The sequence below is a fragment of the Bacillus cereus group sp. N31 genome, from assembly GCF_016483245.1.
GTDB classification, from domain to species: Bacteria; Bacillota; Bacilli; order Bacillales; family Bacillaceae_G; genus Bacillus_A; species Bacillus_A toyonensis.
This window is the reverse complement of sequence record NZ_JAEHCH010000019.1, coordinates 1-20,415: the sequence shown is the minus strand read 5'-3', so window position 1 is coordinate 20,415 and position 20,415 is coordinate 1. Positions and strand designations below refer to the sequence as shown.

The window sequence follows — 20,415 nt, the reverse complement described above, 5'->3', positions numbered from 1 at the left end:
TTTCTCTCTGGTCATACCAGTTATGTTGTTCATTAAAACATTAAATTTTTAATGCGTAAATAGCAAAATTTTGTCGATTGTACTCAATAATTTAACTGTTAAGTAAAAACACGAGCCGAAAACATTATACAAATATAATTAATTAAAAATTTCACCTCTGTAATTGTAATGATTACAAATTAATATATATAAGGTTAAAAAATAACTATTTTAGCTTAACCAAGAAATTATATTTTAGAAAAAATACTTATAGAATAATTTAATAGGTTTTTTTATACTTTTTTACCTTTATTTAGTTATGTATAATTGCATAAAACATAGATATATCATGCGATATATGTTACATTATTAATTTTTACGAAATATAACCTAATATCATCATTAATAAATATTTAAAATGGAGATATTAATCTATAAACTTATCCATCTTTATAACCATATATTTTAAAATATAAAATAGCTGCAAAGCTTTCTTAAAAATCCTTTGCAGCCTTCTGTTTTTTTGTTTTCTTTAGAAAAATAGTGTTTCAAGTTAACAATATGGTATAAACATTTCCATTATGCTTTTGCTTGGATATATGTTTCATGGACTCTTCAAAAGCTATTTGTTTGAGCTGGCGTCAGACTCGTTTGTCTAATTCAGAACTATACTGATAAATCCAGCGCCTAATTATTATTTAAAAAATAGATAAGCTTCGTTTCTCCATTATTTTTGCCAACTCCTGAAAATTGAAACTGTTCCGCTAACAAGATAATATCAGGTTGATCATACGTCTATTTGAATACAAGTTCCTTATCTAAACAAATCACACACTTTTTCTAGAGTAATAAGCTCAGTATTTTCAAGTTTTAGAGATTACTTACACCTATGTTTAAGTTTTTACATTGAAACCAGATAACAAGTCTATATTATTGTATATTTTTCACGGTACTGTCTAGGGGTCATGCTAGTAATTTTTTTGAAAACCCTCGTAAAATAACTTTGGTCATTAAAGTTAAGCCAAGCACAGATATCTGATAACGAATAAGTAGTTAGAGTTAATAATTTTTTTGCTTCTTCCACTCGTTCCCTTTGAATATATTCGCTTAAAGTAATTCCCATTTCTTTTTTAAATAGTTTAGACAGATAAGTAGGGGTAATTTCCAAATGATTAGCAAGTTCATTGAGAGTTATTCCATCGTAAACATTTTTATTAATATGTTTCATACATGTAGTAACCGCGTATGAATACTTTTGTGCATTGAATTCTTTCACACGATCTGCAAAGGTACGTAAAGCGTCTCCTGACAATCGCTTTGCAGATTCTACGTTATCTAATTGTTCCAGAGTTTGTATATATAAAATACTATGAGCAAAAGCAATATCTGGTGGCAGGTTTCCTTCTATCGCATATCGAGTAGCTAAGGTAATCGCAATAATTCCAAGGTTTTTTTGGTTCCTGAGCGGATCCTCTATTAACATCAGTTCAACATCCTCTTGTGAAACTGCATACATATACTGTATTAACTTTTTTTTATTTCCTTCTTTGATAGTCAAAAAGAAATCATTTACTAATGCCATGTTGTGAGTTTTAGGTTTGTTTTGTCGGCGTTTTAAAATATATAAATCAGGTTTCACAATTTTATTAGGAACTTCCTCTAGTACTTTATTTTTTTCTAAAACAATACCTACATCTAACTTTTCATTGAAAATCATGTAATGTAATAAAATTCCCATATCAATTAATGTAGTTTTTTTAATCTCAGATAAACACTGATAATAGGCTAGTCTTTCTTGAATTTTATCATTTGATTTAAATTCTTTTTGAAGTTTTATGGTCATATCATCTGAACCTTTTGGATGTATAGTGGGACCGATAATAATAGTCCCTTTAATGTGATCATGATTTTCTATATGTATTAGAACAAAATTTTCAAGATAGCTGTTACATCTGAAAAGTGGTAAGTTAAAGGGATCGTTTTCTTGATAAATATCACTAAGATGTTCTACTTTTGAAGAATAAAAAGGACTATAAACATCATCAGATGTAGAATGATATAAAATTTTTTTGTCTGTAGATAAAATATGTACAGGGGCATTAAATGCTTTATGTGCAAGATCACACAAGTGTTGTATATCGATAGAAGTATTCATTACATTCTCCTTTTAAGTAAATTATTTGATAAATTTCCGCATTGTTCCTTTTATAGTTTCATAAAATGTATTCTGCTAGGTATAATTCACGACAAATAATACTATAAAATATCAAATTAGTACAATTAACGACAAAATATTACTATATCTTTTTTATGAAAATCATATATTATTTAATTGTAATTAGCATCTAAATATCAGAGTAGATAAGAAAATGAAATGAACGAAGGTCATTTCTTAATTCTACAAGATCTAATCATTACACTTGAGAAAACAGTGAAGAACATACAAAATACAGTGGTACTCAATGCGAGGACCAAGCTGGAAAAAAGATTCAAAATACAGCGAAAGTAACAGGAGATACTGTATCACCGCAAGAACCAACAAACAAAATTTCAATTCAATTACTTGTACAAATTGAATTCCAAAAATAGATAATGCTAATTTAAATGTAAAACTGAAAACCTACTGTGTTTCAAATTTTAGACAAAGATAACAAAAAGTCGGGAAATTAACAACAGAGGACAATGATAAGACTATTTATGAACCACTATGCTTCGGAAAGTACACGTTGGAAGAAATTCAAGCACCAAATAGGTCTACGTTATTTAAAGATCTAATTGAGAGAAGAATCTTATCATCAGTACAAAAATAAAAAAAGAAAACATAAAAAACGAATGGAATATTTAAAATTCTGGTGATATAGGGACAACTATTTTTATCTAATCCCCACAATATTACTGGTCCCAACATTAGTTTTATTTTCCACAAATGAGGAAGAAATATATAGATTTCAAAGATACTAGGAATTGCAGAGGAGATAGAACATATGAATAAACTTTATTTATATGTTGTTCATCTTTGTATTATTAATCTTTATGCTACCTAGCTTTAATATCGCACCACATCAACATATTCTTAATTTTCCACTTTATTTTTAATTAAGAATCAAAATACCTTTAAATGAAGTTGTATTATAGTTTATTAAATACTATAAATAAAAACAAAATGCTATTTAAACATCCTCTGACTACTCATATGAGGTTTTTTCTCTAATGATACCTATGGTATCAACTCCACTTTAAAGGATCATTTTAAGAGAATTTGAGAAGCCATTTTTCTAGTTCACCATCAAAATTCTTGAAATTTATGTAAAAAAGAACCCATTTTATATATAGTTTCTTTTTTCATTTCTTTAACTTAGTCTAATCTATATTGGCCAGTTAATTGTTCCTCAGCCATTCGAGCTAAGTGTAATTATTCTAATCATTAACACCTTTTTCCTTTAAATTCTTTAGACCCTATCCTTGTTTATATGAATAGCTTTCTTATTCGAAAATAGATTTTTAAAAATTCCTACCCCTACAATTAATACACCTATTCCAACTAATTTATTTATTTGTATTGGAACGCTCTCCATTCCAAACAATCCGAATGTATCAATACATAATGCAACAACTAATTGTGTAATAAGACTAATTAACACCGTATACGCTGGACCTAAACTCTTTATTGCACCCATTATACAAATAATTAATCCAATGCCAAACAATCCGCTTATATAAAACAAATAATTTGTAGTGTAAAAATTAATGCTAATACTTTTCTCTGTTATGATATAAAATAGACCAGAACTTATGAGACCTATTCCAAGAACACATGCAGTTGTTAACCACTGTCCTACACATTCATTGACCTTTGTGTTAAAAATAGATTGTAAGCTAATTAATACTCCAGCAAATATAGCTAAACTAAATCCAATCAAAATATTCCTCTCCCTTTCATTGCTCATATATATTATCTTTAGCAACTTCCTTCATTCTAGAAAAATCTTTAATTACGATAACTCCATTTTTCTTTTCAATTAATTTTTCTTTATTTAATTTTTGTAACACCCGAATTACGTGCCTATAACTTACTCCTATAAAATCAGCAATACTTGATATGGAAGTTGCATCTAAATCCTCTTTATACATATTTCCGTTACTATCTGTTGAAATTGATAGTAAATAACTAGCTACACGCACTTCTACTGGATAAAGTAAATTTAGAGCTGTAAAACGGGTCGATATTTTTAACGTGTTCGCAATGTTTTCAAGCAAGAAGTTCATAAATATAGGATCATGTAATAACTTGTTTCTAATAACCGTATTAGAAATGGAGATAGCTACAACATCTGAACAAGCTTCAACGACATTATGAGTCTTGCTTTTTTGTATTAATTCAAGATCACCAACAACCGCCAATGGATTGATAAAGCGAAGAATTAGTTTCTTTCCTTCTGGTGTAATCGTATAAACTTTTACTTTACCTTTCACTACAAAATATAAACGATCCATTTCGTCATCTATATTGCAAATAAACTTGCCTTTTTCAAAATGATTTATTTGAAAATAAGCTGTATCTATTTCTGAAAAAATCTCAAATATTTTATTAGTTTTCAAATAATGAATAATTAAATCTGATCTATTCTCCATTCTCATTTCCTCCTTCTATTCACATATTAAATATTACAATCCCTATAATCATTACTATTGTTCCCACAATATGATATCTCTCCATATGTATCTTTTTTATATGGAACAGTCCTTTTATTTCAACGAAAGTTGCTGTTAACAATTGAGCAACCATAAGTGTGCCAGCTGTCAATGTAACCCCCATTGAATATATCGCCATAGTTTCTGCACAAATAATGAATCCACCAAATGCACCGGCTACTAAATATATTTTTTTCACACCCTTTAAATCCGTTACTTTCTCTTCTTTCTTTAACAAAAATATAGTTACTGCAATAAGGAACCCAATTAAATGCGTTATAATACTCGTTGACCATATGCCGATATGTGAACTAAGTTTCGCATTAAAGGTTCCTTGAAGTGTTATACATACACCAGCAAAAACAGCAAATACAATGCCTTTCAAAAAATCATCTCCTAATTTTTTATTTCTAACTTAATTAAAAGCTATGACCCTAAAAGGCAAAAGGACAAATGTCACATCACTATGAAAATAATTAGAAATGAACAAAAAACACATCTCAAAAATTTGAGATGTGTTTTTATATTTTTATTAATATATAATTTTTTACATATTATAACTACGCTACATTAACAGTCTTCTTCATAACAAACTTTGCAAATAAGAAACGCACAAGCGGCCCCATAATAATTAATTGTAATGGATAAGCCATAATGAAATTTTTAATAAAAATTGAAAAATAACTTGAAACAAATGATTCACCTTGTAGTCCACCATGTAAATACATCATAGCCATTCCGTAAAATGACATAAAGAAAACCATTCCGATTACCATAGCTGTAGCCATCGCTACTATAATATTTATTTTCTTCGATTTATTAAACGGTATCGCGAATACAATTTTTTTCGCACAAGGTCCAACGATACATATCTCAATTAATAACGCAATCATAAATCCAATTAGTAGTTCTAATGCGATCTCCTTAATATGAATTGGCCCTCCTGCTCCGTTCAATAATAAATTGTAAAACGTCATTACGATAACCATCCCTAGGCACATCATCATACCGAATTGGAGGTTTTCCTTTCTTGTTGTTGGCAACTTTCATCATCCCTTCTCTTTGATTCTTTGCCATTATATCGATATTGGAAACTCCTTCGTAAGTGAACATTTTGTGAACATTTCGAAAGCGTTTACGTGTATTTCTTTTACTCTTCACTCTTCACTCTTCACTCTTCACTCTTCACTCTTCACTCTTCACTCTTCACTCTTCACTCTTCACTCTTCACTCTAATCTTCCCATTCTATAACTGTATGCTTATAAAGGTTTTATATATTTCAATGTTGAATTACTAAATTTAACATTGAAATATATTACTACTAGGAGGATAACTATGAATGAAGCAGAATTTTACGCATATCACATCGTTACAAAGAAAAAAATGAATATCGGACAAATCATTCATTTTGATAAAAATCAAACTAACACTTTATATCACTTCTTTTTTGAAAGAGAACACTTAAATGCTACTGGCGAAGATTCTATTCAAATTTTAAAAAGCAATTATATAAATAACGAACTACATATAAATAATGAAAATGCTCAAGTAGTTATGAAATATACGGATCAAACAATTAGAGCCGTTAGGGAAACGATTGTCGAAATGGTTAGGCTGCAAGAATATCCTGAATACCCTTCAAGGTTGTCTTGCTTATATGCTTCTAAAAGCTATGAAGATGTTTTGAAATGGAAAGCGTTATTTGATTCTTACAACCGAGATGTTTTACAGATTGTTAAGCTACTAGTGAGTGGAAATTCTTTTGAAAGCGACGGAAATCTTTTACCAAAAGAAGATGGTATTTCTTTCTCCAGAAAAATTGAACAGGCTAGAGACTATTGGAAAGGAAATAGCAAAAGCGAATTACCTGAGCTACTGATTAATGGGAAAATTCAGGTGGTGGAAATTATCGATGATTTTTCCAAAATTAAAATTTAATTCTTGGCTAAATATTAGAGAATGGAGATTACAATGATGAAAAAGGTGTACTTCAATCATGATGGTGGTGTAGATGATCTAATTTCACTATTTTTATTACTCCAGATGGGTAATGTCGAACTTACAGGTGTTTCAGTTATCCCTGCAGATTGTTATTTAGAACCCGCAATGTCTGCAAGTCGTAAAATTATTGATCGCTTCGGCAAAGGTAATATCGAAGTATCAGCGTCAAACTCTCGTGGAAAAAATCCATTTCCGAAAGACTGGCGAATGCATGCATTTTATGTAGATGCTTTACCCATTTTAAATGAGTATGGAAAAGTTGCAACACCTGCAGCAGCCAAACCTGCGCATCATCATTTAATAGAAACTCTTCTACAAACGGAAGGAAAAACAACTTTATTATTTACAGGGCCGCTAACTGACCTAGCCCGTGCATTATATGAGGCTCCTATAATCGAAGATAAAATTGAACGTCTCGTTTGGATGGGTGGTACATTTCGGACTGCAGGCAATGTACATGAGCCGGAACACGATGGAACGGCTGAGTGGAATTCGTTTTGGGACCCTGAAGCAGTAGCTCGTGTATGGGAGGCGAAGATTGAAATCGACTTAGTAACACTAGAAAGTACAAACCAAGTTCCGTTAACAATAGACATACGTGAACAGTGGGCAAAAGAGCGTAAATATATTGGTGTTGATTTCCTTGGTCAATGCTATGCGATGGTTCCTCCTCTCGTTCACTTTTCAACGAACTCTACCTACTATTTATGGGATGTACTAACTACCGCGCTTGTCGGAAACACTAACCTTGCAAAAACTGAAACAATTAATAGTATTGTTCATACATACGGACCTAGCCAAGGACGTACAGAGGAAACTGCTGATGGACGACCTGTAAATGTCGTTTACGATGTAAAACACGATGTTTTCTTTGAATATATTACTAAATTAGCTAAAAAAGCTGCTACTTGGAACCTCAATAACACGAAAAAAATTTATTAAGAATGATATACTTTAATTAATATAACATGAGGTGATAAGATGGATTATGAGTTACTAAAAGAACGAATAGAAATTATAACTTCTAGAATTAAATACATAGGTGGTGAAGTTCAAGAAGTTTGTATAGATGAACCATCTTCCCTTGAACAAATAATCCAAGTAGAAGAAAAACTGGGTATTAAACTACCAAATAGCTTCAAAAAAGTACTTTTAGAGTTTTCAGGAAATTTTAGCTTACGCTGGTTTTTACCTGACGATGTAGAGCTACCAAATGAATTTACTGATATTTTTTGCGGAACACCCCACTGGAGTTTAGAAAGTCTTTCTGAATTCGAAAAAGAACGTAAAGACTTGGTTGACGAGTTTTTTTCAAATCTAGATGATGAATATGATGTAGTTTGGCACAACAAATTAGCATTTTGTGAAGTGGGAAATGGAGATTATTTAGCATTTGATATGAAAGATGATATAGATGCTCCAATAATTTACCTAAGCCACGACGATGGAGAAGGACATGGGTATAAGATTGCGAATAATTTCATTGAATTCATTGAGAATTGGTCAAGAGTAGCTTTTGTAGGATGCGAAGATTGGCAGTGGTTACCTTTCACTACCAGTTTTGAAAGTGGTATAAATCCAGATGATGAACCAGCCAAAAAATTTAGAAATTGCTTGGAACTTAATATTTAAAAGAGTATTGAATTAAATTTCAATACTCTTTTTGTGCAGTATAATGCTATTTGATTAAAGTTGCGTTTTACAGGTTAACCATTTCATAACCATTTACAAAATACGTTATTGTTTCTAACTCATCTTCATTTAATTCTCTATCTAGCTCTTGTTTATACGCTTCCTTTATCTTCCCTCCATCGCCTTTATGAGCTTCTGTGTATGTTCCTACTGTTTTTAGCAATTGTATTTCTTGTAAAAACTCCTCCCGATTTATAGCTGTCCCATGAGAAAGAATATATGTCTCAGCATCAAATTTTTCTAATTCATCTATTAATGTAACCGTTCGTTTCGTCGTATAGTTCCACTTCGAAGAAAAAATATCTGCATATATACAGTCTCCTAAAAACAATATCTTTTCTTCTTTTATATACATAACAACAGAGTCATGTGAATGATCTCCTCCCACATGCTTTAGCACACATGTCACTTCACCAAGATCTAATTCAAGTTGATTCTGGAATGTTAAAGTTGGAGGAATAATTTTAATATTTCTCGCTTTTTCATTAAACTCTTTTTTGATACAATCCGCACAAAATTCAATTTCAGTACCCTCTTTTACACGTGTGTCCAACGCTTCATCTGTCCATTCATAAGAAACAAGTGTACTCATCTCTTTTTTCGTTTCAGAATGTGCAATAGACAATGCCTCTTGTAGTACAGGTAATCCAAAAATATGATCCCAGTGCCAATGCGTTAGTGCTACGAAATCAGGACTCGATACATTCTGTTCTTTTAGCATTTCTAAAAACAATTGTGCATGTTCTTCTGAATTCCCTGCATCAATCATTAACGTTTTTTCTTTTCCAACGACCATCCCTAATATAGGTCTATCTGTTTCAGAAACAGGTGTCATATACCAAAATGAGTTTCCTATTTTTTTAATTTGCTGCATAATCAATTCCCCTTTTCATCTTTCCACTTAAATTTAATATATAAATTATAACGAATTGCTAGTTTTTTCTCTATACTCAAACACAATTACTTGGACTAATCCAACTTAACTTTTCGTAAGCTAAAAATAGGGGAATACAATCGGAGTGTGATACTATGGAGCGTTTATGGATTCCAATGATTGTAACATTTTTTTCGTTCGGTGGATTACTATTAGGAGGTGTTGTTGGAGTTGCAACACGCCAGCTAATTGAAGAAAAGATGCATCGTTTATACGCATTATGTGGTGGTATTTTGCTTGGCCTTTTATCCCTTGAAATTATTCCTGAAACATTTTCAGGCTATGAAATGACTGGTCCTATACTTGGTATAGCTATCGGTATTTTAGTTATGAGCTTATTAGATAACTATTGTCACCATCCAATGATACATAAAAAGGATCAACAAGCATGGCAAACATTCCTGTTTCTCTCTTTCGCTATATTTATTCATAATATACCGAGTGGATTTGCGTTAGGCACAGCTTTTATTAATCATGCTGACTCAGCCATTCCCTTTTTAATAGCAATCGTCGTTCACCATATTCCAGAAGGATTAGCTTTAATTATCCCCTTTCTCTTTACAAAACATAAATATGTTTCATTTCTATTAACAACTTTATTACTTTCTCTTATTCTCGGTACCGGTACGGTGTTTGGCATTTTAATGAAAGGAAAAGCTCTTCATTTACAAGGGCTCATTATGGGCAGCGCTATCGGTTCACTTGGTTATGTCACAATTCATGAAATGCTTTGGAAAGCTAAGAAACAGCTCTCTTTCCTTACATTTCTCATGTGGGCAACTAGTGGTTTTTTACTAATAACAGTGTTTACTTTATTCGCTGGTCATCATTAAAGCTAAAAAATTTATTATTTGTATATTTTTCCTTTTTCTTCAAAACATATTGTTATCTACCTATTATGAGGAGGAACAATTATGTTTGGGAAAACAGCTGGTGAAGCATTAGTTGATTTATTAATTGACTGGGGAGTAGAACATATATACGGTATGCCTGGAGATTCTATCAATTCTATCATTGAAGCTTTAAGAAAAAAACAAGATAAAATTAAATTCATTCAAGTTCGCCACGAAGAAGCTGGCGCATTAGCAGCGGCCGCTTATGCGAAATTAACAGGGAAACTCGGTGTTTGTATGGCAATCGCAGGACCTGGAGCTATTCATTTATTAAACGGTTTATATGATGCGAAACTCGATAAGGCTCCTGTGCTAGCAATTTCAGGACAGGTAGAAACCGATTTACTCGGAACGGATTTTTTCCAAGAAGTAAACTTAGAAAGATTGTTTGATGATGTTGCAGTGTATAACCAGCGCATTATGTCAGCGGAGCAACTACCTGCTGTAGTGAATCAAGCGATTCGTATGGCCTATACGAAAAAAGGTGTATCTGTTCTCACTATTCCGGATGACGTTCCGAAATTCGAAGTAAAAAATGGGGCTCGTGTTACAAACACTTCTTTTACATTGCCTGAGCTATTTCCGCAAAAAGAAGATTTAGATGCAGCGAAACTCGCAATAAATGAAGCGACAAAACCTGTTATTTTAGCAGGTAAAGGCGCAAAACATGCAAGAGAATCTTTACTTGCATTCGCAGAACATATCGGCGCTCCAATCGTACTTACATTGCCAGCTAAAGGAATTGTTCCTGATGAACACCCACTTTGCATCGGTGGATTGGGATTAATTGGAACGAAACCATCTTATGAAGCAATGAAACACGCGGATACTTTAATTATGGTGGGTACTTCTTATCCGTTCACTGGTTTCTTACCTGAAAAGGCAAAAACAATTCATATCGATACAGATCCTGCCCAAATCGGGAAGCGTTATGTGACAGATATCGGCTTAGCCGGTGATGCTGATAAAACATTAAAATGGTTAATTGAAAATGTAGAAAAACACGAGGACCATTCCTTCTTAGAGCATCATCAAGAAATGATGAAAAAGTGGGAAGAAAAATTACACGGTCAGGAAGAAGATTCCTCTACTCCAATTAAACCACAACGCGTTATGCATGCATTGCAGCAAGTAGCAGAAGATGACGCCATCCTTTCAGTTGATGTCGGAAATGTAACGGTCTGGACAGCAAGGCACTTCCGTATGACGAACCAGCAATTTATCATTTCAAGCTGGCTCGCAACACTTGGCTGCGGTTTACCTGGTGCACTTGCTGGAAAAATTGCGTTCCCGAATAAACAAGTATTTGCAGTTTGTGGTGACGGCGGATTTGGAATGACTATGAACGATTTTGTAACAGCTGTAAAATATAAACTACCAATCGTTGTCGTCGTATTGAACAATAATAAAATTGCCATGATTAAATTCGAACAAGAAGTTATGGGTAATATCGAATTCGGCACCGATTTAACGAATCCAGATTTCGCAAAATACGCAGAGGCGTGCGGCGGTATTGGCTACCGTATTGAGAAATTAGATGAACTACTACCTGCTTTCGAAAGTGCAGTAAAACAAAACAGGCCGTGTATTATTGATGTAATTGTAGATGTAAACGAAGCACCAATGCCAGCAAAAATCACATTTGGTCAAGCAGCTGGTTATACGAAACATATGATAAAAGAATTATTTGAAGAAGGTAAAATTGATTTACCTCCACTTTAAACGAAAAAAGATAGCTGAAAACGATTTGTCTTCAGCTATCTTTTTTTATTTTTGTACCTCTCTATAGAATGAAAAATCATTCATAGTCGGTTGTATTTGTTTCTCTACTTTCCCTTTTTTCTTTTCCCCCTTTGGCCTTCTCACATTTCCTAATTTAATCGCATCTTGCATACTATTACTAATCAAATTTCCAGATAAGATTGTCATACTATAAAAAAGAATTGGTATGACCACGATCCAAGTATGAGTAGTTAAATGGCGGAAGTTTTGACCAATTAATCCTGTCCATTCTTTTGTTACACTATCTGCCTCTGTACCAAAGATTATTGTTCCGCCGAAAAACAGTTCTAACAAACCAAGATGTAAGAGAAGTAATAGGGTGCTTACAAATTGCTGGGCTACTAATAAAAGAAATGATGGTAATATATGTGGCCATACATGGCGTTTCAACCGCTGCCACTTACTCCCTCCGAGCACAGTAGCAGCCAACATAAATTCTTCATTCTTAACACGCTTTACTTCTTGCGCCGTATACAACATAACAGTTGGTACAGCAAGGCACGCAAGAACTATAAGTTGAAACGTAACCCGTAAATGAAACGGAGCAGCCTCCTCTCCACTTTCAAACATTAAAACTTCATTTAACATAAAATAGGAAATCATAATCATCGGTACAATACTAAACGGATCAAAAAAAGATGAGATAACTGAAAATGAGCGTTTACTGTACATACCAAGCAATAAACCAATAGTTCCGCCAATTACTACACGTAAAATTGCGATAACGATACTAGCACCAACTGTCCATTTCGCTCCTTCTATTATTAACTGAAAAAGGTCGCGTCCTTTCTCATCGCTTCCAAACCAAAATTTACTCGATGGTGAAAACGGAGCAGCCTCTAATTTTCCTTTTTCGTTATACATCATCGTTAATTCACGAATATTTCCGTCAAAAAACACCGTATTTCCAATACTAACAATCATTAATACACTCAAAAAAGTAACACCTAGCCAAAATCTCACATCTCTTTTTACAACTTGCCACATGTTACACACGCTCCTTTATAACATTTTTTAAAAGCGTATGTAATAAACGAAATAGTATAAAAAGCGGTACGTATAATATAACTAAACTCACTGTAAATATTTCTAATTTGGAATTTTCTTTTACAAAAACAAACATGCCGTACGTATTAAATAGCCATTCAATAATATATAAATTTGATAACATAAATAAAATATTTGTTTTTGCATAATAGACTGTTGTTAACAAGACGTTTCTTGAAATATGGTGCGTCAAAATATGTCTTAAACTCAGTCCTTTTCCCTTTGCAAATATGCTATAATCTTTCTCTAATTCTTCTCTAAAACGTAATAATAGTAGCTTCATAAATAATAACGTTGTAGGTATAGCAAGACATATTATTGGTAACATACGAGCTCTATCCTCACCAAATCCCGCATGTTTCACTGGCATAAATCCTGTTTTTTGAAAGATAATTACTACTAGAAGTTGAGATAATAAAATTAATAAAATGTCCGGGATACTTTCCAGTGCGACGAAAACTCCATTCCATATACGTTGCTTTGATTGAGAGCGCTGCAATACCCACACAACGATAACATACGCAATGAGTAAAGAAAGTATAAATGCCGAAATAAATACAAACATTGTCTCTACATAATGAGTCCATATTTGTGGAAATAACTTTCTTGAGTTCCGAAATCCATAAGTAATTTCACCTGGTTGTAGTAACTTCTCCCCAAGAAACAGAACTGTGTCCCAAAAACCGATTAAATCAATTTGCAGTCCTTTAAATAAACGCGGAAGTGCTCCTAAAAAAAGGATACAAATAAGTGCCGCAAATAATTGTAAACATGTAACTCCACACCACTTACCAATTCGAATGAACATAACTATTATCCTTTCTATTTAAATGAATATTCAGAAATAAAATCTATGTATAGTACCTATACCTTTTAACAAATTAACTCCTCTTTCTAAAAAACATAGCAATTCCCGTCATTTTTTGGAAGTTGTATTATATCTTTCGACCATTATCCAACATTTTCCTTCCTAATCAATTCCATACTATAAAAAAGCACTTATTTTTAAACTAAGTGCTTTTTGTATTTAATTCTATTTTACGAATGTATCACACATCCACTCATAAAACTTTTCCTTTTCTTCAAATTGAGGGTAATGTGCTGAGTTTTCAAAAGCTATAAATTCCTTTTGATCCGCTTCAATCAAATCAAAATATTTTTTAGCTGCATGAAATGAAGTATTATAGTCATATTTACCCATAAGAAAATAAAATGGTAGCTTTAGCTTAGTTACTTTAGTAGGTAATGGATTCTTTAAATCTTTTTCTAATAAGACCGTTTGGGAATGTGATAATCCAACGTTATAACGAATTACGTCTAACAAGTTATATTCATTACTAAGTAACATCTGAATGTTATCACCATCTGGATTTTCAATGAGTCTTGATGTTCCACCATATTTTGCAACATAATCTCTCGGAGTGTATGTATCGCCGTTTTTAATTTTTTCGGTTAACTCTTTTAAATATGAAACCTCCTCCGCATTTCCCCCATTTTGCGCCTGTTCAATAACGTATTTTAAACTATCCATCTCACTTTCTACTGTGTCACTCATCTGCCCTATACCAACATACGCTTCATATTTTTCAGGAGCTTTATAGGCAGCTTGCATTCCAATATATGTACCGTAAGAATGCCCAATCAATATTACTTTTTCTTTACCGAGACGTTTTGAAACATAATCTGTCATAGCTAATAAATCTTCTACAAGTAGGTCTGATGATAATTTCGAATAGTCTTCAAAAAAATGATATGATTTCCCGCTTGCCCTTTGATCATAATTAACAACTGTGAATTTCTCTTCCAATAAGTATTGATATTTTTGAGCATATGGTATTTCCGAAGAACCTCGTCCACCATGAACAAAGATAATTACTGGATTCCTCTTATCTTTGCCGCGTATCATAATCTCATGACCACTTCCATTTATCTCTACTTGTTCTAATGTACTTATACTGTTATTACTCTTTATTTGCGAAGTCCATGTAGGAAATATTAGTGCTATGGTTAGTAATAGTATAGTAATGACTCCAATAAGTTTTATTGATTTTTTTATCTTTTTCATAATACGCTTCCTTTCTGTTAAATTTATAAAATATCAATTTATTTCTGCAAAACTACCTCAAGTAAATAAAAGTACAAAACAAGTACACTTTCCAATTTCATCTCAATGTTTTTGTACATTATTAATGTCCCATACACATCTTAACTTTCCGCTATATAAACTCTTAATATTTTCTTAATTTTCGATATATAAATTACAGAAAGGCTTGATATCACCTCTCATACACGTATTTATGTATCACAAACATAGAAAAAAGCCCTTGTTTTCAAAACAAGGACTTTTTTCATAAACTATTTCGCTACCTCTTCTTTCGGCATTACCATACCTTTATAAAGTTGAACAGTTATCCAGTAATAAATGAAATAAATGACTAAGAAAATTCCTATTGGCACCCACACTTTTACAAACGGATCAACTAATATGAAGCTAAATAAGTTTAGCCCAACTAAAACGTGAGAGATGCCAATGATCGCTGGGAAGATAAATAAATATGAAATTTCTTTATATATACTTTTCGTTAACATACTACGTCTTACGCCGATTTTTCGTAACATTTCATAACGGCGTACATCACGAGAAGCACCTGTTAATATTTTGAACATTAGTGAACTTGCCATCATTGCTAAAAAGGCAATTCCAAGGAAAAACCCCATAAACATTGTTCCACTCATGAAACTGTTCATAAACTGATAAATTGTCATTTTTGTAAATAAGTCTACTTTTGTACCTGTTGTTTTTTCAATTTGTTCTTTTTGTCTCTTGTCTATTTCAATTAACAACGGTTTATATTTTTTCATATCATCTACTTTTGCTAATGTTACACTATGTTCCGTTCCTTGAACTGCTTTGTAGTGTTCTTCATCAGCAATTCTTACAGGTTTTCCGTTAAATTGATTATGTGTAATTTGTATTTCTCTTACAACCGCATCTTCCCAATCCCTTGGCATACGAGGAAGTTTATTGGCTGCTTCGGGAGCTTCCAAAGCAGAATAAACAGGTTCAGTTAAAGGTTCAGCCACACGTTTACGAGCAGGCTCTTTTAAAGTTTTTGTATCAAAGTGATCGGAAACGAGTGGTGGTTTCTCAGTTAAGTCGTTACGTAAATAATAAACCGCTTCTCCATCTACTTTATACTTGTACTTACTTTCTTCAACAATTTCCATTTCTTTCAAGGCCGCTTTATCTTGTTCATTTGGATCATGAATTACAACATCATATACACGAGAAAAGTCTGTCATTATGCCTACATTTTTTTGAAATGCCATACCTGCCGTCATTGCCCCTGCACCTAATGCAATTAACATCGCTACAGTTCCTAATACTCTCGATAAACTATTTACTCGAAAGCGTAGCTGTGCATATGTAAAACTATTTAAGCCCGTTTCATTTCGTTTTTTATTCCCCTTAATTTTCATCACAAAAAATGGGAGTAATGAACTAAAAATAAAGTACGTTCCAAGTGTTGTAACAATCGTCGCTATTATAAAACCAAGTTCAGCATATGTTCTTATATTTACCATAAAATAATACCCTGTACTTACTAGTAATACACCCAGTACTGTCATTATAATAATGCGAGTTTTACTTTTCTTCACTTCATCTAGTGTTTCATCTTCACGAATTAACTCTAGTTCAGTTTTACGTAACAATCGGACACTGTTCATTAAGCCAGTAATGAAAAATAGTATTAAGAAGAAAATAGATGTAACTAAGATTGCTGGTGTGTATACAGATGCATAACTACCTTTTGCTGAAATTTCCATTCCATTTATTAAAAAGTTTCCTGCTACACTTGCAAGTAACATCCCTACTAAAATACCGATAATAATACTTACAATCCCCATACCGAATGTTTCAATAAATAATAACTGTGCTACTTTTTTCTTTTTCGCTCCAAGCATCATATACATACCAAGTTCTTTTCTTCTTAATGTAAGTAAAAAAGAATTGGCATATATAATATAAAATACAGTTATGAAAGAAAGTAATATTGCACCTACCCAGAAGACGAGTCTAATACTACTAATGAGACTATTATCTTTTGTAAATTCACTGTTCATCGCCATCGTTTGGAACATATAGAAAATACTAATACTAATAACGAGACCAATCAGTAAAACCATATAATCTTTTAACATCTTTTTCATACTATGACGTGATAATTTAAATAACATAGTTTCGCCCCCTACTTAGACTCAGCAGCTGAGCCCATATGAGCGAGCACACCTAAAATGTCTTGATAGAAATTCTCTCGAGTGCCTTGACGATTTAATTCTTTATAAAGAAGACCATCTTGAATAAATAAAATACGCTCACAGTAACTTGCACTAAACGCATCATGTGTAACCATCAAAATACTTACATTGTGATTTTCATGTAAATCTTGCATTGCTTCTAATAAACTTTTTGCATTTTTACTATCAAGTGCTCCTGTTGGTTCATCTGCTAATACGATTGCCGGATTATGTACTAAAGCTCGTGCTGCCGCCGTTCTTTGTTTTTGCCCACCAGAAACAGCAGTCGGATATTTTGTTAAAATTTCAGTAATTCCTAATTTCTTCGCAACCTCATTTACTTTTCCTGTAATCTCACTTGATGGTACGCCTTGCAAAGAAAGAGGCAAAGCAATATTTTCATAAATTGATAAGTTTTCTAGTAAGTTAAAATCTTGAAAAATGAATCCTAATTTTTGAGAACGAAAATCTGATAATGCATTCCCCTTCATAGAAGTAATATTTGTACCAGCTATCGTCACACTACCACCTGTCGCTTGATCCAGTGTACTAATCACATTAAGTAAAGTCGTTTTTCCAGATCCAGAAGGACCCATGATCCCTACAAACTCTCCTTCTTTAATATGTAATGAAACACCCCTTAACGCTTTTGACTGATTCTCATTTCTTTTCCCGTACGTTTTTTCTACACTTTCTACAGTAACTACATTTGTTGACATTTCTTTCACTCCATCCCTTTTGTATAGAATTAATTTCTCACATATTTCTTATCATTTTGTCCTGTAAATCCTTAAGAATTTTTTAATTTTTCAAACACAAAAGATACACAAGTAACATGAACTTTTCCCTACTTCATATTCTCACTTTTCAAAAACTCGTTCCTTCGATTTCTCTTACATTTACCTTACATTTTTGTAAGGTAAACAAGAAAACACACCAATTTCTAATGGTGTGTTTTCTTGTTAATCAATATTTTCTATTCTTTATTTCCTCTTCCATACTTGCCGCAAATACATCTAGCGCAACAACCTCTGACTTTTCTTCCCCATATTTACGTACATTTACAGATCCGTTTTCCATTTCCTTATCCCCAATAACAAGAACATAAGGAATTTTTTGCATTTGTGCTTCTCTTATTTTATATCCTAACTTTTCATCTCGCACATCTCGTTCAATACGAACTCCAGCTTGTGCTAATTTATCCGCAACCTCATTTGCATATTGTACATGAACTGCATTTGAAACTGGAATTACTTTCACTTGAACTGGTGCTACCCATGCCGGGAACGCGCCTCCAAAGTGTTCAATTAATATTGCTAAAAAGCGGTCTAACGAACCTAAAACTGCTCGGTGAATAACAACTGGTCTTTTCTTTTCATTCTTCACATCTATATAATTTAAATCGAATTTCTCTGGCATTTGGAAATCAAGCTGAATTGTTCCGCACTGGTGACTTCTATTTAAGGCATCTTTAATATGGAAATCAATCTTCGGTCCATAAAATGCGCCGTCACCTTCATTTAGTCTATATTTATAATTCAATGACTGTAATACATTTTCTAATGCGGCTTCTGCTTGCTCCCACAATTTATCGTCACCCATTGAATCTTCTGGACGAGTAGACAGCTCCACTTCATATTCGAATCCAAAAGTTTTATATACGTAATCAATTTGCCCCATTACGGATTTAATTTCATCCTCAATTTGTTCTGGTGTTACAAATAAATGAGCATCATCTTGGCAGAAAGTACGAACTCTTAATAACCCGTTTAACGCGCCGCTAAATTCATGTCGATGCACTTGACCGAACTCACACATGCGAATCGGTAATTCACGATAAGAATGCAATTTATTTTTAAACATAAGCATATGTCCAGGACAATTCATTGGCTTTAATGCAAAACTTTTGTTGTCTACTTCTGAGAAATACATATTATCTTTATAATGGCCCCAATGCCCTGATCTCTCCCATACTTCTTGGTTCATCATAAACGGAGTGCGTACTTCTTGATAATTGTATTCTTTTTGAATTTCTCTTAAAAATGCTTCTAATTCATTCCGAATAATTTGGCCTTTCGGTAAATAAAATGGCATTCCCGGAGCCTCTTCAGAAAACATAAATAACTCAAGTTCATTACCTAACTTACGGTGGTTTCTTTTTGCTGCTTCTTCAACGAAATGTAAATACTCTTCTAATTCTTTTTGAGAAGAGAATGCAACACCATATATACGCTGAAGCACTTGGTTATTACTATCCCCTCGCCAATATGCACCGGAAACGTGAGTTAATTGAAATGCTTTCAAATAACCTGTAGATGGTACATGTGGCCCCCTGCATAAATCTACAAATTCACCTTGTTTATATAGTGTTACACTTTCCCCACTAGGAATTACTTCTAAAAGTTCTAATTTCAAGCGATCGTTCATTTCTTGAAACAGTTTTGCTGCTTCTTCTCGAGAAACCTCAACTCTTTCTATACTTATATTTTCTTTTATAATATTTCTCATTTCTTTCTCGATTTTTGGTAAATCTTCTACGTTTACACTACTTGGAAGATCCATATCATAATAAAATCCATTTTCAATAACAGGCCCTACCCCAAGATTTATATCACCATATAATCTTTTTACAGCTTGCGCTAAAATATGTGCCGCAGAGTGTCTTGCAATTTCTACTCCATCATTTGAATCTATAGTAATGATTTCTACTTCCGCATTTTCTTCAATATTTCGGCGTAAATCATATAACTGATCATTTACTTTCCCCGCGACTGCTTTCTTTTTCAAGCTACTACTAATTGATCCAGCAATTTCTTCTAAAGTAATTCCTTTTACAAATTCTTTAACACTACCATCTGGAAATTTAATTTCAATCATCTGTTCTTTCATTTTTCATCTCTCCATTTCATAATAAAAAGCACACTCATCCCTAAAATAGGGACGAGCGTGCTTTTACCCGTGGTTCCACCCAGATTCCCATTGTAAACATACAATGGCTTCTTTTACGGTAACGTCGTTTACACGGCACTAGATACTTCATTTCCCCAGTGCAGCTCTAAGGTGGTAAGTTATTTTTCTGCGTTAGGAAGTTCTCA

Annotated in this window: 17 protein-coding genes; 5 read left to right on the top strand and 12 right to left on the bottom strand. The window is 32.9% G+C overall.

The window, feature by feature from the left end:
* Window positions 1-904: 904 nt before the first annotated feature.
* The 5 genes from JDS81_RS20885 to JDS81_RS20865 form a co-directional block, all read right to left on the bottom strand.
* Window positions 905-2,134, bottom strand: a complete 1,230-nt coding sequence (locus JDS81_RS20885; protein ID WP_097955003.1) for a helix-turn-helix domain-containing protein — start codon at window positions 2,132-2,134, stop codon at window positions 905-907.
* Window positions 2,135-3,428: 1,294 nt separating this feature from the next.
* Complete coding sequence (locus tag JDS81_RS20880) at window positions 3,429-3,899, bottom strand: DMT family transporter (RefSeq protein ID WP_000578999.1); 471 nt, start codon at window positions 3,897-3,899, stop codon at window positions 3,429-3,431.
* Window positions 3,900-3,915: 16 nt separating this feature from the next.
* The gene (locus JDS81_RS20875; protein WP_000431587.1) at window positions 3,916-4,611 is read right to left on the bottom strand and encodes a Crp/Fnr family transcriptional regulator; all 696 of its coding nucleotides are present in this window, start codon (window positions 4,609-4,611) and stop codon (window positions 3,916-3,918) included.
* Between the two features lie 19 nt (window positions 4,612-4,630).
* Window positions 4,631-5,056 carry a DMT family transporter gene (locus JDS81_RS20870; protein ID WP_097955004.1) on the bottom strand — a complete coding sequence of 142 codons (426 nt, stop codon included), beginning with the start codon at window positions 5,054-5,056 and terminating at the stop codon, window positions 4,631-4,633.
* Window positions 5,057-5,231: 175 nt separating this feature from the next.
* Window positions 5,232-5,714 carry a DUF2798 domain-containing protein gene (locus JDS81_RS20865; protein ID WP_001143399.1) on the bottom strand — a complete coding sequence of 161 codons (483 nt, stop codon included), beginning with the start codon at window positions 5,712-5,714 and terminating at the stop codon, window positions 5,232-5,234.
* A 293-nt stretch (window positions 5,715-6,007) separates the two neighbouring features.
* Here JDS81_RS20865 and JDS81_RS20860 point away from each other — a divergent pair, with 293 nt between their 5' ends.
* From JDS81_RS20860 to JDS81_RS20850, 3 genes are read left to right on the top strand one after another with little or no spacing between them, the layout of a single operon-like run.
* Window positions 6,008-6,610 carry a DUF2441 domain-containing protein gene (locus JDS81_RS20860; RefSeq protein WP_097955006.1) on the top strand — a complete coding sequence of 201 codons (603 nt, stop codon included), beginning with the start codon at window positions 6,008-6,010 and terminating at the stop codon, window positions 6,608-6,610.
* 21 nt (window positions 6,611-6,631) lie between these two features.
* A complete protein-coding gene (locus JDS81_RS20855) occupies window positions 6,632-7,615 on the top strand; it encodes a nucleoside hydrolase (protein ID WP_142311415.1) in 984 nt (327 codons plus the stop codon).
* A 39-nt stretch (window positions 7,616-7,654) separates the two neighbouring features.
* Window positions 7,655-8,305: an SMI1/KNR4 family protein gene (locus JDS81_RS20850; RefSeq protein WP_000384349.1), complete on the top strand. Its 651-nt coding sequence runs from the start codon at window positions 7,655-7,657 to the stop codon at window positions 8,303-8,305.
* 67 nt (window positions 8,306-8,372) lie between these two features.
* Here JDS81_RS20850 and JDS81_RS20845 read toward each other — a convergent pair whose 3' ends face one another.
* Window positions 8,373-9,239 carry an MBL fold metallo-hydrolase gene (locus JDS81_RS20845; RefSeq protein WP_097955009.1) on the bottom strand — a complete coding sequence of 289 codons (867 nt, stop codon included), beginning with the start codon at window positions 9,237-9,239 and terminating at the stop codon, window positions 8,373-8,375.
* 155 nt (window positions 9,240-9,394) lie between these two features.
* On the opposite strand from JDS81_RS20845, the gene JDS81_RS20840 reads away from it, so the two are divergent.
* Window positions 9,395-10,132, top strand: coding sequence for a ZIP family metal transporter (locus JDS81_RS20840; protein ID WP_097955010.1), 738 nt, complete (start codon window positions 9,395-9,397; stop codon window positions 10,130-10,132).
* A gap of 81 nt (window positions 10,133-10,213) precedes the next feature.
* The gene (locus tag JDS81_RS20835) at window positions 10,214-11,914 is read left to right on the top strand and encodes a pyruvate oxidase (RefSeq protein ID WP_097955012.1); all 1,701 of its coding nucleotides are present in this window, start codon (window positions 10,214-10,216) and stop codon (window positions 11,912-11,914) included.
* Window positions 11,915-11,959: 45 nt separating this feature from the next.
* On the opposite strand, the gene JDS81_RS20830 is transcribed toward JDS81_RS20835, so the two are convergent.
* The 6 genes from JDS81_RS20830 to thrS all read right to left on the bottom strand — a co-directional run bounded on the left by JDS81_RS20830 (window position 11,960) and on the right by thrS (window position 20,209).
* Window positions 11,960-12,961 (bottom strand): ABC transporter permease, encoded by a 1,002-nt coding sequence (locus JDS81_RS20830; protein WP_097955013.1) that lies wholly within the window; start codon window positions 12,959-12,961, stop codon window positions 11,960-11,962.
* Between the two features lies 1 nt (window position 12,962).
* Window positions 12,963-13,829 (bottom strand): ABC transporter permease subunit, encoded by an 867-nt coding sequence (locus JDS81_RS20825; RefSeq protein ID WP_142286012.1) that lies wholly within the window; start codon window positions 13,827-13,829, stop codon window positions 12,963-12,965.
* Between the two features lie 225 nt (window positions 13,830-14,054).
* Window positions 14,055-15,086, bottom strand: a complete 1,032-nt coding sequence (locus JDS81_RS20820; RefSeq protein ID WP_097955015.1) for an alpha/beta hydrolase — start codon at window positions 15,084-15,086, stop codon at window positions 14,055-14,057.
* Between the two features lie 290 nt (window positions 15,087-15,376).
* Window positions 15,377-17,260: an FtsX-like permease family protein gene (locus JDS81_RS20815; RefSeq protein WP_097955016.1), complete on the bottom strand. Its 1,884-nt coding sequence runs from the start codon at window positions 17,258-17,260 to the stop codon at window positions 15,377-15,379.
* 11 nt (window positions 17,261-17,271) lie between these two features.
* On the bottom strand, window positions 17,272-18,039 hold the full coding sequence (locus JDS81_RS20810; RefSeq protein ID WP_000106414.1) for an ABC transporter ATP-binding protein: 768 nt from the start codon (window positions 18,037-18,039) through the stop codon (window positions 17,272-17,274).
* Between the two features lie 247 nt (window positions 18,040-18,286).
* The gene (gene thrS / locus JDS81_RS20805) at window positions 18,287-20,209 is read right to left on the bottom strand and encodes a threonine--tRNA ligase (RefSeq protein WP_097955018.1); all 1,923 of its coding nucleotides are present in this window, start codon (window positions 20,207-20,209) and stop codon (window positions 18,287-18,289) included.
* Between the last annotated feature and the right edge of the window lie 206 nt (window positions 20,210-20,415).